Below are 14,839 nucleotides of genomic sequence, written 5' to 3'. Positions count from 1 at the left end.
GATCACCCGTCACGAACCCCCGCAGCCAGCGGCCCTGGTCACTGCCGGTACGGGTCACGCAGCGGCACGACCCGCTGGGCGAAGTCCTCCTTGATCACCCGCATCCTCTCCCCTGGCGCGTAGAAACGGCCCTTGGTCTCCCCGTACGGTCTGAGCCACCCCTTGGCCGTCAGGTCGCGCAGGTCCCTGACCGCCTGCCCCTGGCTGAGCGACTCGTCCAGCTGGTATCTGCTCCGGCGCAGCCGCCGGTTGACGAACACCTCGTAGAGCGCGGAGACGGTGCGGGCGTTGAGCCCGTCGGCGTCGACCCGCTCCTCCAGGAGCATCCACACCTCCCCCGCCTCGGAGAGCCTGCGCCTGACCCGCTGGGCCTGGAGGTGGTGGGCGCGCAGGCAGAAACGCACCCAGTGCAGCATGTCCCCGTGCGGGCTCCAGCTCCGCCTGCCCCCCACGGCCAGCACCCGGTAGTAGTCGACGGTGTTCTCAGCGATCCCCAGCCACTCCTCGATGGAGGAGAACTCCGGGGTGGTGATCCGGTCCCTGCCGAGCACGAGCGTCTGCAGCGCCCGCGACATGCGGCCGTTGCCGTCGCGCCAGGGGTGGATGCTCACCAGGTTGAAGTGGGCCATCGCCGCCCGCACGTAGCTCGGCGCCTCCAGGTCGCCCTCGTTGAGCCAGGCGACCAGCTCGGCCATCAGCTCCGGCACCCGTTCGACATCGGGCCCCTCGTAGACGACCTCCCCGGTGGAGGAGTTACGCACGTATACGCCACCGGGCCGTACCGTGCCCGGCGTCTTGTCGAGATGGTGGCCGATCATCATGAAGTTGAGCGCGTGGAGCAGGCCGGCGTCGAACGTGAAGACGGGTGCCCGGGAGAGCAGCTGGATGTAGGTCAGTGCCTGCTGGTAGCCGGAGATCTCCCTGGCGACCGCGGCGGAGGTGTCCAGGGGCTCCTCACCGGCCATGATGGACTCGATGTCCTCGACGCTGGCCCGGTAGCCCTCGATCGAGTTGGAGCCCTGGATGGCTCGCGCCTGGAGCTGGCGCCTGAGCTGGCCGTCCCAGCGATGGGTCTCCGCGAGGCGGTATTTCAGGTCGCGGCGCATCTCCTCGATCTCGCCGAGCACCGCTTCGTCGACGGCCTCCAGGGGAGGCGTTCCGTAGAGCATGAGGCCCATGTCACCATGACCGAATCATTCGGTCAATCAACTTGATGATTCGTCCATTTATATTCGTTAAGCCCGTTCCGTACGGGAACGACGACGGCCCGCCCCCTCCAAGGAGGGGGCGGGCCGTCACGGGCAGCGCGGATCAGGCGGCTCAGGCGGCGGTGTGCTGGGCCACCTTGGCCGGGGTGAGCGCGATCTCCAGGACCTCGCGCACGTCGCTCACCGTGTGGACGGTGAGCTCGTCGCGGACGGCCTGCGGGACGTCGTCCAGGTCGGGCTCGTTGCGCGCCGGGATCAGCACGGTCGTGATGCCCGCCCGGTGGGCGGCGAGCAGCTTCTGCTTGACCCCGCCGATCGGGAGCACCCGGCCGGTGAGGGAGACCTCGCCGGTCATGGCCACGTCACCGCGGACCTGGCGGCCGGAGAGCAGCGAGGCCAGGGCCGTGATCAGGGTGACGCCCGCGGACGGGCCGTCCTTGGGAACGGCTCCGGCCGGGAAGTGGACGTGCACCGAGCGGTCCTTGAGGGAGGCGACCGGCAGCTCCAGCTCCGCGCCCCGCGAGCGCAGGTAGGAGAGCGCGATCTGAGCCGACTCCTTCATGACGTCGCCGAGCTGGCCGGTCAGGGTCAGGCCCGTGTCGCCGGTCTCGGGGTCGGCCAGGGACGCCTCCACGTAGAGGACGTCGCCGCCCGCCCCGGTGACCGCCAGCCCGGTGGCCACGCCGGGCACCGACGTACGCTGGCTGGCCTCGGGGAGCGAGGACTCCGGCACGTTGCGCGGGCGGCCCAGGTAGGGGACCAGGTCTCCGACCGTCACGGGCAGCTCGCTCTCGCCGAGCGCCACGTTGGCCGTGACCTTGCGCAGGATCCTGGCGATCGAGCGCTCCAGGGACCGGACCCCGGCCTCCCGGGTGTACTCGCCGGCGAGCTTGCGCAGCGCGTCCTCGCCGAGGGTGACGTCCTCGGCGGTGAGGCCGGCCTTGTCGAGCTGGCGCGGGAGCAGGTGGTCGCGGGCGATGGCGACCTTCTCGTCCTCGGTGTAGCCGTCGAGCGTCACGATCTCCATGCGGTCCAGCAGCGGGCCGGGGACGGCCTCCAGCACGTTGGCGGTCGCCAGGAAGAGCACGTCGCTGAGGTCGAGCTCCACCTCCAGGTAGTGGTCGCGGAAGGTGTGGTTCTGCGCCGGGTCGAGCACCTCCAGCAGCGCGGCCGTCGGGTCGCCCCGGTAGTCGGAGCCGACCTTGTCGACCTCGTCGAGCAGCACGACCGGGTTCATCGAGCCGGCCTCGCGGATGGCCCGGACGATCCGGCCGGACTGGGCGCCGACGTAGGTGCGCCGGTGACCGCGGATCTCGGCCTCGTCGCGCACGCCGCCGAGGGCGACGCGGACGAACTTGCGGCCCATGGCGCGGGCCACGGACTCGCCGAGGGAGGTCTTGCCGACCCCGGGAGGACCGGCCAGCGCCAGCACGGCGCCGCTGCGGCGCCCGCCGACCACGCCGAGGCCCTTCTCGGCCCTGCGCCCGCGGACGGCGAGGTATTCGATGATGCGGTCCTTGACGTCGTCGAGGCCGGTGTGGTCGGCGTCGAGGACGGCGCGGGCCGCGGCGATGTCGTAGGAGTCCTCGGTCCGGTCGTTCCACGGGATGTCGAGGACGGTGTCGAGCCAGGTGCGGATCCAGCCGGTCTCGGGAGACTGGTCGGAGGTCCGCTCCAGCTTGTCGACCTCCTTGAGCGCGGCCTCGCGTACCTTCTCGGGCAGGTCGGCGGCCTCGACGCGGGAGCGGTAGTCCTCCTCCTCGGAGGCGGAGGTGTCGCCGTTCAGCTCGGCGAGCTCCTTGCGGACCGCGGCGAGCTGCTGGCGGAGCAGGAACTCGCGCTGCTGCTTCTCCATGCCCTCCTGGACGTCCTTGCGGATCGTCTCGGCCACGTCGAGCTCGGCCAGGTGCTCGCGGGACCACTCGACCAGCTTCTCCAAGCGGTCGGCGGGGTCGGCGGTCTGGAGGATCTCGGCCTTGCGCGGGGTGCTCAGCCAGGGGGCGTAGCCGGAGTTGTCGGCGAGGACCGAGGGGTCGTCCATCTGGTTGACCGCGTCGACGACCTGCCACGCGCCCCGCTTCTGCAGGATCGTGGTCGACAGCGCCTTGTACTCCTTGGCGAGCTCGTGGGCGCGCTCACCCGACGCGACGGCGGGAATGCGGGTGGCCTCCACCCACAGGGCCGCGCCGGGACCGGTCGTGCCGGTGCCCACCCGGACCCGGTCGACACCGCGCACCACGGCCGCGGGCTCGCCCCCGGGGAGCCTGCCCACCTGCTCGACGATCGCCCTCACGCCCACCGAGCCGTATCTTCCGTCGATCCGGGGAACGAGAAGGACCTCCGGCTTGTTGTCAGCGAGAGCCTGCGCCGCGTCGATCGCGGCCCGGACCTCGGTCTCCGACAGGTCAAGCGGGACCACCATGCCCGGCAGCACGACCTCGTCGTCGAGCGGCAGAACCGGGAGGATCAAGCTCTCACTCATGTGAACTCCAAGGGTTGAGTTATACACACTCAATTAATGGGAGCCCAAGAATGTTCCCGGGGTTGAGCGAGTTCGCTGTGAGCGATCGTAATCGTGTAATCATGGCTGCTCGGACGACCGTGAACCCCAGGGAGAGCATGTGTTCCAAGCCCGTCCGGGCGAGGCGCGCCCCCCTCCGGGAACGACGGGGGTGCGTGTCTCGCCCGGTTCCGGCCCTCCGGTTCCGCCGCCGGACCGGACCTGGCCGGTCAGCGAGGGCGTGTCATCGGGACAGCCCCTTCCTCACGACTGAGCACACGTGATCCCGTTGACCCGGAAGGCCGCCGGAGGGGGGTTGGCGCCCGTGTGGGTGCCCTGGAAGCCGATGAGCAGCGACTGCCCGGGAGCTAGGTCCCTGTTCCAGGGCTGGTTCACGGCCGTCACCGCGCTCGCGTTCTGCGACCAGGTCGCCGACCAGCCGGAGGTCACCCGCTGGCCCGGGTCGGCGAAGGCGAACGCGAGCTGCCAGTCGGTGAAGGTCGCGGAGCCGGTGTTGTAGATCCTGATGTTCGTGCTCATCCCGTTGCTCCACGGCCAGGAGGCGTACTCCACCTCGCAACTGCCGGGCACCGGGGGGAGGTCGTTGTAGATCGTGACGGGCACCGTCCCGGACGGGGGGCTCACGTCGCCCTTCGTGTCGACGGCCACGACGTACAGGTGGTGGACCTCCGACTCGACGTAACGCGGGGGGAACGGAAGGAAGATCGTCGCCTCGGTGACCGCGGGCTGGAGGGTGGCCAGCCGGACGGCCGTGCCGTTCTTGTTCTCGTACACGTAGTAGCAGGCGATGCCGTGCGGATCGCTGGAGGCGGCCCAGCTCAGGCGCACCTGGGTGAGCATGACGTCCACGACCACGGGCGTTCCCGGCGCGGTCGGCGGGGTGCTGGAGGGCGCCAGGGTCTGCGGTGCCGTGCGGCACGGGAGGGCGGGGGACGGAGAGGACGCCGGCGCCGGTGTCACCGCCGCTGCCGGTGCCGGTGCCACTGCCACTGCCGGTGCGGCCGTGGCGCTTCCGGCCGCCAGGATGACGAGAGCGGCGGCCGTCACTCCCCCGCCGGTCCAGCCGGCCAGCCATGTCGTTACCCGCATCGATCTGCCCCCTTCAAGGGTCGGCCCTTTCAAGGAAAGTCACACTCCGGACGCAACCGGTCAACATCGCGCCGCCACCAGGACCGGGTGACCTGGTGGGCGGCGCCGGACGATGAAACGTTCAACGACGACGGGCGCACGGGAACCGCCCGAAGGAGAGCGAGGGCGCGGCCGCTCCCGCCCTCCTACGCGACCTCGGCCGAAGGCTCCCGCCCTCCTTCGCGACTCCACCCGGAAGCTCCCGCCCTCCTACGCGACCCCGCCCGGAAGGCGACCCGGCGTGTGTGGCGGACGGCGGCCCGGTCCGGGCACGACCCGAGTCCCCGAGGGCACGGGCTCCGTCCCCGGTCGTGTCTCCTGCCCCACCCTGGGGTGACCTTCGAAGGTCACCCCACGGTGGGATGCGGGTGACGACCGCGCCGCCTACGCTGATCCAGGTGATCCCCAGCCCCGCGCGGCGGTTCCTCCTGCGGCGCGCCCAGCGGGTGTGGAAGACCGCCGTGCGGCTGGCCCGCCCGCTCACCGAGGCGCTGGTGACCGGGACGCCCGACCCCGCTCGGCCCCGATCACGCCGTCTCGTCCGTCGCGTGCCGCGCGCCCTGGGGCTGCTGCCGTTCCAGAGGATCGACCTGGTCCTGCTGGGCGACCTGGCGCTGACCTTCGTCCTGTTCGGCGGCGGCCTGTCCTACCTCCAGACCGAGGCGGCCGCGGCCCGTTCCCTCCTCGACCAGGAGGGGCTCATGTTCGCGGCCCTGGCCTTCTCGCTGCCTCTCGCGCTGCGCGACCGGTGGCCGCTGGCCGCCTGGCGGTCGGCCTTCCTGCTCGTTCCCCTGGGGACGGTCGTCTCGCGGCAGTTCCTCCACGAGGTCCCCTACACCGCGGCCGCCTCGGTCACGTACGTACTCGTGGTCTACGCGGTCGCGGTCCGCTGCGAGCGGCACATCACCGTGGGCGTGTGGATCGTCTCGTTCCTCGTCGCCTGGATGATCCATCCCAACTCGCTGGCCCTCGTCGCCGGCGCGGTCTCGGTGACCGTCCTGTTCGGCTACAACGTGCGCGCCAGGCGGCTCGCCGCCGGGCTGCTGGCCCAGGAGGAACGGCGCAGCGAGCGGGCCCTCGCGGCCCAGGCCGCGCTGGAGGAGCGGGCCAGGATCGCCAGGGAGCTGCACGACGTCGTCGCCCACCACATGTCGGTGATCGCCATCCAGGCCGAGGCCGTCCCGCTGCAGGCGGCCGGGGACGCACGGCGCCTGGAGGAGGGGCTGAGGGAGATCCGCGCGCTCTCCCTCGCGGCCATGACCGAGATGCGCCGCGTGCTGGGCGTCCTGCGGGAGGGGGACGGGCACATCGACACCGCGCCACAGCCGGGCCTCGGCCGCCTGGAGGAGCTCGTCGACACCACGCGCTCCGCCGGGCTCGACGTGACGCTCAAACTCGTCGGCGACCTGGCCGGGCTCCCCACGGCGGTGAGCCTGTCCGCCTACCGGATCGCCCAGGAGTCGCTCAGCAACGCCATGCGGCACGCCCCCGGCTCGGCCGTCTCGCTGAAGATCGCCCGGTACGGCGCCGAGCTGCACGTCCAGGTGACGAACGGCGCCGGGCAACGCTCCCCCGAGGAACCGGGACACATGGGACACGGCCTGATCGGGATGCGCGAACGGGTGTCGGTGCTCGGCGGGAGACTCTGGGTCGGCCCGACCGGGACGGGCTTCGCGGTCACCGCCATACTGCCGATCACCGAGGACGCATGACCCCCTCCCCGTTCAAGGAGCTTCGATGACGATCCGGGTGCTCATCGCCGACGACCAGGGCATGGTACGAACCGGTTTCACCGTCTTCCTGAGCTCGCAGCCCGACATCGAGGTCGTCGGCGAGGCCGCCAACGGCGCCGAGGCCGTGGCGCGGGTGGCCGAGCTGCGGCCCGACGTGGTGCTGATGGACGTGCGCATGCCGGTCATGAACGGCCTCGCGGCGACACGGGAGATCGTGAAGTCCGCCGACCCCGCGCCCAGGATCCTGATCCTGACGACGTTCGACCTCGACGACTACGTGTACGAGGCGCTGCGGGCCGGGGCGAGCGGGTTCCTGCTCAAGGACGCCTCGGCGCAGCAGCTCGCCGAGGCGGTCCGGGTGGTGGCGGCCGGGGAGGCGCTGCTCGCCCCCTCGGTGACCAGGCGGCTGATCGCGGAGTTCGCCCGCATCGGCCCGAGCCGCCCGCGCGGGCGGCTGGACGACATCACCGAGCGGGAGACCGAGGTGCTCGCCCTCATCGCGCGCGGCAGGTCCAACCAGGAGATCGCCGAGGAGCTCGTCCTGTCGGAGCAGACCGTCAAGACCCACGTGGGCCGGATCCTCGCGAAACTGAACCTGCGCGACCGCGCCCAGGCGATCGTCCACGCCTACGAGACGGGGCTGGTCCGTCCGGGCGAGTAAGCCCGGGGGCGCTCGCCGCTACGGTCGCCCGAGCCGGTACAGGACGTGGGAGCGCACCGGGTGGCCTCGGGGCACCGCCGGGTGGTCGAAGTCGTCGGCCGGGTCGCGGGTCATGCCCAGCCGTTCCATCACCGCGCGCGAGCGCGTGTTGAGCCGGGTCGTCATGGAGACGATCTCGTCCACCCCGGCCACCGCGAAGCCCTCGGCGACGGCCCGTCCGGCCGCCTCTACGGCGTACCCGTGCCCCCAGGCGTGCCTGGCCAGCCGCCAGCCGACCTCCAGGGCGGGGGTGAAGGGCGCGTCGAACCGCTGCCACATCAGGCCGGTGAAGCCGATGAACCGGCCCGTCTCCCTGACCTCCAGCGCCCAGAGGCCGTAGCCCTGCTCGTCGAAGGACCGCTCGATCTTGTCGACCATCGTGTCGCTCTGCGGCCTGGTCAGCGGGGCCGGGAAGTGCTCCATCACCTCGGGGTCGGCGTTCAGGTCGGCGAACGGCTCCCGGTCGTCATCCCGCCATCTGCGCATGATCAGCCGTTCCGTCTCCATACGGCGGAGTTTATCGCCGGGTCCGTACGGGGCGGCGGCCCTCGGCCCGAGGCCGGCGCGGGACCGGCCCAGGACCGGCGCGAGAGCCGACCCGCACCGGCGCGGGAGCCGGCCCGCACCGGCGCGGGGCACCCGGGGTCGCCTTCCTCGCGCCCGGGAGGGACGGGGAAGGTGACCGCCTCGGGGTGACGCGGGTTACGGGCCGTGATTCCTAGCGTTCTGTCCGGTTCCTCAGATCGGACAGGAGACTCGCATGATCCCTCGTACGCTCGCCGTGGTCGCCGCCGCGACGCTCGCCTACGTGACGGTCCCGCCGCCCGCCGGCGACCGGGTGGTGCGGGTCTACGGGGACCTCGGCACGGCGGAGCACGTCGCGGTCGTCGTTCCCGGCTCCGACACCACGGCCGCCACCTTCGACGGCGGCAGGGCCAAGCCGTACAGCACGCCGGGGGGCGGGGCGCGGGCGCTGCTGGCCCAGGCTCGGGCGCTGGATCCGGGGGCGAGGCTGGCGGTGGTCGCCTGGCTCGGCTACGACAGCCCGGCGACGCTCAGCCTCGGTGTGCTGACCGGCGGAGCCGCGGAAAGGGGGGCCTCCGACCTGCGGCGGTACGTCACCGGGACGCTCGGGGGGAAACGGGTCAGCCTGCTGTGCCACAGCTACGGCTCGGTGGTGTGCGCCGGGGCGGTGCCCGGTTCCGGGGTGGCCGACACGGCCGTCCTCGGCAGCCCGGGGCTGGGCGTCCCGTCGGCCGCCGAGCTGGGCGGCACCCGGTTGTGGGCGGGCAGCGGCGCCCGCGACTGGATGCGCGAGGTGCCCAAGCTCAGGATCGGGCCGCTCGGATTCGGTCCCGACCCCGCCGCCCCCGCCTTCGGGGCCCGCCTGTTCGGCACCGGTTCCGCCGGGCACAGCGACTACTTCGAACCGGGTGGCGAGTCCCTGCGCAACCTGACCCTGATCGCGCTCGGCCGTGGCGGCGAGGTGTCCCGTGGCTAGCCTCGCGGCCGGGATCGAGGCGGCCACGCCGGAGAGCAGGGACCGCGGGGTGGACGCGCTGCGGGCGCTGGCGATCGTGGGCGTGGTGCTGGGGCACTGGCTGGTGACGGCGTGGGACCGGGGCGCGGCGGGGGCGGTCCATCTGTCCAGCCCGCTCGCCCACCTGCCCGGCCTCACGCCGCTGTCATGGGTGTTCCAGACGCTGGCGGTGTTCTTCCTCGTCGGCGGCTACGCGGCGGCGCGCGGCTTCCGCTCGGCGGCGACGCGCGCCTCGCGAACCCGCGAATCCTCAGAGACCCGCGAACTCTCAGAGATCCACGAACCCTCAGAGACCCGCGAACCCTCGGAAACCCGCGAACCCTCAGAGACCCGCGAACCCTCGGAAACCCGCGAGGCGGGCTCCACGGTTCCTCTCACCCTGTCGCGCGGTACGGACCTCGCGGCGGCGCCCGGTTCGCGTCTCCCCCGCCGGGAGACCGGGGGCGGCGCGAACCGGGCCGGAATCTGGGTGCGGGCCAGGATGGGAAGGCTGCTGGGACCGGTGGTGCCGTTGCTCCTGGTCTGGGCGGGGATCGCGGTGGGGATGGCGCTGCGCGGGACCCCCGCGGGAACGATCAGGGTGATGGCGCTCCCGGCGATCGGGCCGCTGTGGTTCCTGGCCGTCTTCGCCGCCCTGACCGCGGCCACCCCTCTCCTCCTGCGCGCGCACCCGGTCGTCACGGCCGCCGTGGCGTTCGCGGTCGTGCTCGGGGTGGACCTGGCCAGGTTCGGGCTCGGGGCCCCCGCCTGGACGGGGTGGGCGAACCTTGTGGCCGGTTGGCTGGTCCCGTACGCGCTGGGGATCGCCTGGGCGCGCGGGCTGCTCGGCTCGCGCCGGGTGGCGGCGGGCCTGCTGGCCGGCGGGGCGGCCGGGGCGGCGCTGCTGGTCGCCGGGTTCGGCTATCCGGCGAGCATGGTGGGCGTGACCGGGGACCCGGTCTCCAACCTCAGCCCGCCCAGCCTGGCCGTGGTCTGCTTCGGGCTCGCCCAGGTGGGACTGGCGCTGCTCGTACGCGCGCCGCTGGCCCGGCTGATGCGGCGTCCCCGGCTGTGGGCGGTGGTCGCGTCGGCCAATCTGTCGGCGATGACGCTCTTCCTGTGGCACCAGAGCGCGGTGGCCGTGCTCGCCGTCGCCGCCCTGCGCCTCGGTGACGTGCCCGGTCTGCTCGCGGAGCCGGGCGAGCCGATCTGGCTGCTGCACCGGCTGGCCTGGTTCCCGGTGTTCGCGGCCGTTCTCGCGCTCGTGTGCCTTCCGGGATCGATGCGCGGGCGATTAAATGACAGGGTGTCGTCATCGGCTTGACGAGGTGGCCCGGCTTTTGTGACACTGCGTCATAAAAGGTTTCCTCGTCGCGGAGTGATCATGAGCGAATCGCCCTTCTCCGAAGTCCTCAGGAACGCCACCTGGGGTGACCACGAGTCCGCCGAGGACGAGAGCTACCTCAAGGCGCTGATGGCGGGCAGCCTCAGCACCGAGGCCTACGGCGAGATGGTCGCCCAGCACTACTTCGCCTACGTGGCCCTGGAGAGCGCCTCCCGCTCGCTGGCCTCCGACCCCGTCGCCGCGCCGTTCGTCATCCCCGAGCTCTATCGGGAGGAGGCGCTGGTCCGCGACCTGGAGACGATCTACGGGTCCGGCTGGAAATCCAGGATCGAGCCCTCCAAGCCGACCCTGACCCTGGTGGCCCGCATCAACCAGGTGGCCACCTGGCCGGGCGGCTACATCGCCCACCACTACACCCGCTACATGGGCGACCTGTCCGGCGGGCAGTTCATCCGGATGGAGCTGCAGAAGATCTACGGCTACCAGCCGGGCGGCGGCGTCGACTTCTACCTCTTCGACGGGATCGGCAGCCTGCCCCGCTTCAAGAACGAGTACCGGGCCCGGCTGGACGCGCTCCCCCTGAACGAGGCGGAGAAGGGGCGGCTGATCCGCGAGACCAGGCTGGCGTACCTGCTCAACACCGAGGTCCTGGGTGAGCTCGGCCGGGTGGCCCGCTCCGAGTTCGCCGCCTGACCCCGCCTCACGGACACGTTCGAGAACTCTTTCACCGAAACGCGGAAACGCTCCGGCACGGGATCCCGTGCCGGAGCGTTTCCGCGTTCGGTCGCCCCGAACGCCGGAGCGCGAGGGGTGCGACAGGAGGGCGCCGTCCCCCGGGACCCTCGGCGGCCTCAGAAGGAGTAGGGACCGAAGCGGCCCCAGGCCACGAAGGCGGAGAGCACGAGAAGCACCACGTTGACCACGATCCCCGGGTACTCCTTGCGCCGGAGGTGCACGACGAGGGCGCCGATCATCGTGACCACCAGGCCCGCGGCGGCGATCGGGGTGAGGATGGGCAGGATGCCGGTGACGGCGGGCAGGATGAGGCCGATCCCGGCCAGCACCTCAAGGATCCCGATGATCTTGACCTGGCCGTCCGAGAAGTCCTCCACCCAGGGCATCTGGCCCGACAGGCTCTCGCGGGACTTGGTGGCCTTGATGAAACCGGCGCCGATGAAGGCCAAGGCGAGCAGGATCTGCACGACCCAGAGGGCGATGTTCATGGTGTTCTCCGAGGGGATAAGTGAAGGCAGCCCTTCGCTTGGGGGGCTACCGTAGCATAAACGCAGGATGGCCTTCGCTTTGTAGAATCGGCTCATGAACGCGTGCAAAGGGCGGGGACTGCGCAAGGACGCCGAGCTCAACCGGGAGCGGATCGTGGCGGCGGCGCGGATCGCGTTCCGCGAGGGCGGCCTCGACGTGCCCCTGGAGGAGATCGCCCGCCGGGCCGAGGTGAACATCGCCACGCTCTACCGGCGCTTCCCCGACCGCGAGGCGCTCATCGAGGCGATCCTGGCCGACCGCATGGCCGAGTTCGTCGAGGCCGCCGAGGCCGCGGAACTCGCCGACGACCCCTGGGAGGGGTTCGCCGGGCTGGTCGGGCACATCTGCGGCATGCAGGCCGCCGACCAGGGGGTGACCGAAGGTCTCACCTCCTGCTTCCCCGGGGCGGCGCTGGAGGCGCCGAGGGCACGGGCGCTGGCGGCGGTCGACCGGGTGATCGAGCGGGCCCGTCGCTCCGGGACGCTGCGCGCCGACTTCACCGGCCAGGACCTGATGCTGATCATGATGGCGAACGCCGGGGTGCTCGGCTCCACGCGCTGCGCCGCCCCTGAGGCGTGGCGGCGGCTGGTCGGCCTGATCCTCGACGCGTGCCGCACCGGCCGCGCCGACCGGGTCGCTCCCCCGCTCCCCCCGCCCCCCAGCGCCGAGGACATGCGCAACGCGATGCTCACGGCCCGCCTTCATCGCTGATCGCCGCCGGCCCCGTGGTCGCACGGCCACGGGCCACCTGACGGGGTGCCGGGGCTGTGCGACCATGGGGCCATGCCCCGGATTTCGGCCGCGACCATCGGCGAGCACCGCGTCCAGACCCAGGATCGCATCCTGCGCGCCGTCTCGCGTCTCTCGCGGGACCAGGGCATCGACGCCATCTCCATGACCGACGTGGCGAACGAGGCCGAGATCACCCGCACCGTCCTGTACAACTACTTCCCCGACAAGGCCGCGCTGCTGCTCGCCTTCACCGAGCGGGTGACGCACTACTTCATCGACAGCTACGAGCGGGAGCTGCCCGACCGAGCCTCGCCCGCCGAGCGGCTGCGGGTCTTCGTCAGGCTCCAGCTCGACGGGCTGCTCGCCCACCCCCACCCCGGCCCCGCCGACCTGTCGGCGGCGCTGGGCCCGGACGCCTACCAGCGCCTGGCCGACCACGTCGAGCCGATGCAGCGCATCCTGACGGGCATCATCGACAGCGGCGTGTCGTCGGGCGACTTCCAGGTCCCCGACGTGGCCGCCGCCGCCCGGATCATCCTCACCGTCATCGGCGCCGAGCGGGTGCCGCTGCTCGGCGGCGAGGTGACGCCCGAGGAGGCCGAGAGGATCGTCTCCGGCTTCGTGCTCCGCGGCCTGGGCTCCCGGAGCGTCCCGGACGGGATCTGAGCCCGGCCGGGGAAGCGGGCCGCCGGGTGAGCGGAGGCCGACGGCCAGGTGTCGCGCGGGCGCACCGTGGGCGACCATCGGGCCAACAGCCGCCCGATCGCCGTTCCCCGCTGTTACGGTCCGCCCATGTCAGCAGTCAAGCCAGTGTCAGCGGTGAAGGTAGAGATCACCCCGAAGTCGCTCGACCGGATCCCCGGCTGGTTCTGGGGCACCGACCAGCGGCTCTTCGAATGGATCCTGTCCGGGCAGGCCACGGAGGACTCCCCCGGCGACCTGCTGGAGATGGGAACCTACCTCGGCAAGAGCGCGGTCATGATCGGGGCGCACGCGCGTCCCGGCGAGGTGTTCACGGTCTGCGACCTCTTCGAGTCCGAGGCGCCCGAGGCCGCCAACGACGCCGAGACGAGCCGGTCCTACTCCGCGCTCACCCGGGACAGGTTCGAGGAGAACTACCTGACCTTCCACGACGCGCTCCCGCGGATCGTGCACGGCCCGACCTCGATCGTTCTCGACCACGTCGCGGCTGAATCGTGCAGGTTCGTCCATGTGGACGCCTCGCACCTGTACGTCCACGTACGGCAGGACGTCCTGTCGGCCAGGAAGGTCCTGCGCCCCGACGGGATCGTCGTCTTCGACGACTACCGGAGCGTGCACACGCCCGGGGTGGCGATGGCCGTCTGGGAGGCGGTGTCGAAGCTGGGCCTCGCGCCGATATGCGTCAGCACGCAGAAGCTCTACGCGACCTGGGGGGACGCGGCCCCGATCCGGGAGCGGCTGCTGCGCTGGCTGGAGTCACGCGAGGACCTGTGGCACACCACGGACGCGTTCGACGGCTGGGAGCTCGTCCGGGTCAACCAGGTCAAGAAGCCCGCGCCTCCCGCGGGCGACGCCGCCACGTTGAGGAAGCTCGGCGAGGACCTCCGGCGCACCGCGGCGGATCTGAAGAAGGCGACGGCGGAGTCACGGGCGGCGACCCAGGCCCTGAGAAAGGCCACCTCGGAGATCAGCCTGGCCGGTCCCGTGGTGCGGCGCGCCGTGCGGTGGACCCGCAGGATCACCCGGCGCGCACGCGCCTGACCCGATGACGGCCCGGGGTCCGTCCGGGCCGGGGAGGGCGGCGGGGATCCGTTCCAGGATCCCCCCGGCGAAGACGTCGTAGAGGCCGGTCGTCTCCAGGTGCACGTAGCCGATGTGGCAGTCGCACATCGCCGCCGGACACGCCGTGGCCCTGGGGCCGAACGTGCCGTCGTAGAGGTTGCCGAGCACGGCCGGGACGAAGTGGCAGCGCCGCACGGTGCCGTCGCCGTCGACGGAGACCACGCTGTTCCCCGTACGGCAGGGCAGGCCCGCGCTGCGGTGCGGCGTCCGGCTGTGGTGGAACAGCGGGTCGATCGCCGTCCAGGCGTCCGCCTCGTCGTCGGTGTAGAGAACGCCCTCCGCGGCGTTCACCCAGAGGTACACCTCCTCCGGCAGGTCGGCCCGGAGGCGGCGGGCCTGGCCGAGGTGGCCGGGCAGGCCGACGACGCCGACGCTGAAGCGGACCCCGCGCGCGACGAGGTCACGGCAACGGCCGAGGAAGCGGTCGTAGGGGACCTGGCCGGGGTGGTAGGTCACCCAGAGGGCGAGCGTGTCCAGGTCGGCCTCGGCCAGCCAGCCGGGGCGGCAGCTGAGGTTGGTCTGGATGGCGACCCGGCGCACGTGGGGCAGGTGGCTCAGCTCGACCATCGCCCGGCGGTACCAGGACCGGACGAGGCCCTCGCCCCAGGGGGTGAACAGCACCGAGACCGGATGGTCGCGCCCGGCCACCCACGCGGTGAACCGCTCCAGCGCCGCCCGGTCCCTCGCCAGCTGCTCTCGGTCGTCGCGCCGCTTGGCGAACGGGCAGTAGGGGCAGTCGTAGTCGCAGCTCGCCAGCGGCCCCCGGTAGAGGATCGTGAGGTGGCCGCGATCACGGCCACCGGCGGGTGCCGCCCCGGGGTCCTCCTGACGCGCGCCCGATTCGCCCGCCTCCCGGAGGCCGCCCG

General features: G+C 72.0%; 14 protein-coding genes. 8 read left to right on the top strand and 6 right to left on the bottom strand.

Translation table 11 applies throughout. The features are described 5' to 3' along the window. Positions 1-38: 38 nt before the first annotated feature. The 3 genes from AC5L38_RS03850 to AC5L38_RS03840 form a co-directional block, all read right to left on the bottom strand. Complete coding sequence (locus AC5L38_RS03850) at positions 39-1,169, bottom strand: Fic family protein (RefSeq protein ID WP_495241335.1); 1,131 nt, start codon at positions 1,167-1,169, stop codon at positions 39-41. Positions 1,170-1,320: 151 nt separating this feature from the next. After that, positions 1,321-3,690, bottom strand: a complete 2,370-nt coding sequence (lon, locus tag AC5L38_RS03845) for an endopeptidase La (RefSeq protein WP_495241334.1) — start codon at positions 3,688-3,690, stop codon at positions 1,321-1,323. A gap of 282 nt (positions 3,691-3,972) precedes the next feature. Further along, a complete protein-coding gene (locus AC5L38_RS03840) occupies positions 3,973-4,818 on the bottom strand; it encodes a cellulose binding domain-containing protein (RefSeq protein WP_495241333.1) in 846 nt (281 codons plus the stop codon). A 437-nt stretch (positions 4,819-5,255) separates the two neighbouring features. On the opposite strand from AC5L38_RS03840, the gene AC5L38_RS03835 reads away from it, so the two are divergent. After that, positions 5,256-6,569: a sensor histidine kinase gene (locus AC5L38_RS03835; protein ID WP_495241332.1), complete on the top strand. Its 1,314-nt coding sequence runs from the start codon at positions 5,256-5,258 to the stop codon at positions 6,567-6,569. A 25-nt stretch (positions 6,570-6,594) separates the two neighbouring features. Then, positions 6,595-7,251, top strand: a complete 657-nt coding sequence (locus AC5L38_RS03830) for a response regulator (protein WP_495241331.1) — start codon at positions 6,595-6,597, stop codon at positions 7,249-7,251. Positions 7,252-7,269: 18 nt separating this feature from the next. Here AC5L38_RS03830 and AC5L38_RS03825 read toward each other — a convergent pair whose 3' ends face one another. Continuing rightward, complete coding sequence (locus tag AC5L38_RS03825) at positions 7,270-7,797, bottom strand: GNAT family N-acetyltransferase (RefSeq protein WP_495241330.1); 528 nt, start codon at positions 7,795-7,797, stop codon at positions 7,270-7,272. 253 nt (positions 7,798-8,050) lie between these two features. On the opposite strand from AC5L38_RS03825, the gene AC5L38_RS03820 reads away from it, so the two are divergent. Genes AC5L38_RS03820 through AC5L38_RS03810 form a run of 3 tightly spaced genes read left to right on the top strand, consistent with a single transcriptional unit; the run spans position 8,051 to position 10,847 of the window. Beyond that, complete coding sequence (locus AC5L38_RS03820) at positions 8,051-8,791, top strand: alpha/beta hydrolase (RefSeq protein ID WP_495241329.1); 741 nt, start codon at positions 8,051-8,053, stop codon at positions 8,789-8,791. Next, positions 8,784-10,133 carry an acyltransferase family protein gene (locus AC5L38_RS03815; protein ID WP_495241328.1) on the top strand — a complete coding sequence of 450 codons (1,350 nt, stop codon included), beginning with the start codon at positions 8,784-8,786 and terminating at the stop codon, positions 10,131-10,133. The genes AC5L38_RS03820 and AC5L38_RS03815 overlap by 8 nt, the downstream gene beginning before the upstream one ends. 60 nt (positions 10,134-10,193) lie before the next feature. Then, positions 10,194-10,847, top strand: coding sequence for a biliverdin-producing heme oxygenase (locus AC5L38_RS03810; protein WP_495241327.1), 654 nt, complete (start codon positions 10,194-10,196; stop codon positions 10,845-10,847). A 158-nt stretch (positions 10,848-11,005) separates the two neighbouring features. On the opposite strand, the gene AC5L38_RS03805 is transcribed toward AC5L38_RS03810, so the two are convergent. Then, positions 11,006-11,377: a DoxX family protein gene (locus tag AC5L38_RS03805; protein WP_495241326.1), complete on the bottom strand. Its 372-nt coding sequence runs from the start codon at positions 11,375-11,377 to the stop codon at positions 11,006-11,008. 94 nt (positions 11,378-11,471) lie between these two features. On the opposite strand from AC5L38_RS03805, the gene AC5L38_RS03800 reads away from it, so the two are divergent. The 3 genes from AC5L38_RS03800 to AC5L38_RS03790 all read left to right on the top strand — a co-directional run bounded on the left by AC5L38_RS03800 (position 11,472) and on the right by AC5L38_RS03790 (position 13,892). Next, positions 11,472-12,128 carry a TetR/AcrR family transcriptional regulator gene (locus tag AC5L38_RS03800; RefSeq protein ID WP_495241325.1) on the top strand — a complete coding sequence of 219 codons (657 nt, stop codon included), beginning with the start codon at positions 11,472-11,474 and terminating at the stop codon, positions 12,126-12,128. Between the two features lie 72 nt (positions 12,129-12,200). Next, positions 12,201-12,815, top strand: coding sequence for a TetR/AcrR family transcriptional regulator (locus tag AC5L38_RS03795; RefSeq protein ID WP_495241324.1), 615 nt, complete (start codon positions 12,201-12,203; stop codon positions 12,813-12,815). A gap of 126 nt (positions 12,816-12,941) precedes the next feature. Then, positions 12,942-13,892, top strand: a complete 951-nt coding sequence (locus AC5L38_RS03790) for a class I SAM-dependent methyltransferase (protein WP_495241323.1) — start codon at positions 12,942-12,944, stop codon at positions 13,890-13,892. Here AC5L38_RS03790 and AC5L38_RS03785 read toward each other — a convergent pair. Continuing rightward, positions 13,776-14,747: an STM4011 family radical SAM protein gene (locus AC5L38_RS03785; protein WP_495241545.1), complete on the bottom strand. Its 972-nt coding sequence runs from the start codon at positions 14,745-14,747 to the stop codon at positions 13,776-13,778. The two genes, AC5L38_RS03790 and AC5L38_RS03785, sit on opposite strands and share 117 nt — an antisense overlap. Between the last annotated feature and the right edge of the window lie 92 nt (positions 14,748-14,839).

This window comes from Streptosporangium nanhuense, assembly GCF_059358815.1.
The sequence above is the reverse complement of the archived record's forward strand: the minus strand, read 5'-3'. Positions and strand labels throughout refer to the sequence as shown.

Coding starts and splice junctions, on each gene's coding strand:
- lon (WP_495241334.1), bottom strand. CDS start 3,690: ATGAGTGAGAGCTTGATCCTCCCGGTTCTGCCGCTCGACGACGAGGTC.
- AC5L38_RS03825 (WP_495241330.1), bottom strand. CDS start 7,797: ATGGAGACGGAACGGCTGATCATGCGCAGATGGCGGGATGACGACCGG.
- AC5L38_RS03840 (WP_495241333.1), bottom strand. CDS start 4,818: ATGCGGGTAACGACATGGCTGGCCGGCTGGACCGGCGGGGGAGTGACG.
- AC5L38_RS03805 (WP_495241326.1), bottom strand. CDS start 11,377: ATGAACATCGCCCTCTGGGTCGTGCAGATCCTGCTCGCCTTGGCCTTC.
- AC5L38_RS03810 (WP_495241327.1), top strand. CDS start 10,194: ATGAGCGAATCGCCCTTCTCCGAAGTCCTCAGGAACGCCACCTGGGGT.
- AC5L38_RS03795 (WP_495241324.1), top strand. CDS start 12,201: ATGCCCCGGATTTCGGCCGCGACCATCGGCGAGCACCGCGTCCAGACC.
- AC5L38_RS03790 (WP_495241323.1), top strand. CDS start 12,942: ATGTCAGCAGTCAAGCCAGTGTCAGCGGTGAAGGTAGAGATCACCCCG.
- AC5L38_RS03820 (WP_495241329.1), top strand. CDS start 8,051: ATGATCCCTCGTACGCTCGCCGTGGTCGCCGCCGCGACGCTCGCCTAC.
- AC5L38_RS03800 (WP_495241325.1), top strand. CDS start 11,472: ATGAACGCGTGCAAAGGGCGGGGACTGCGCAAGGACGCCGAGCTCAAC.
- AC5L38_RS03830 (WP_495241331.1), top strand. CDS start 6,595: ATGACGATCCGGGTGCTCATCGCCGACGACCAGGGCATGGTACGAACC.
- AC5L38_RS03850 (WP_495241335.1), bottom strand. CDS start 1,169: ATGCTCTACGGAACGCCTCCCCTGGAGGCCGTCGACGAAGCGGTGCTC.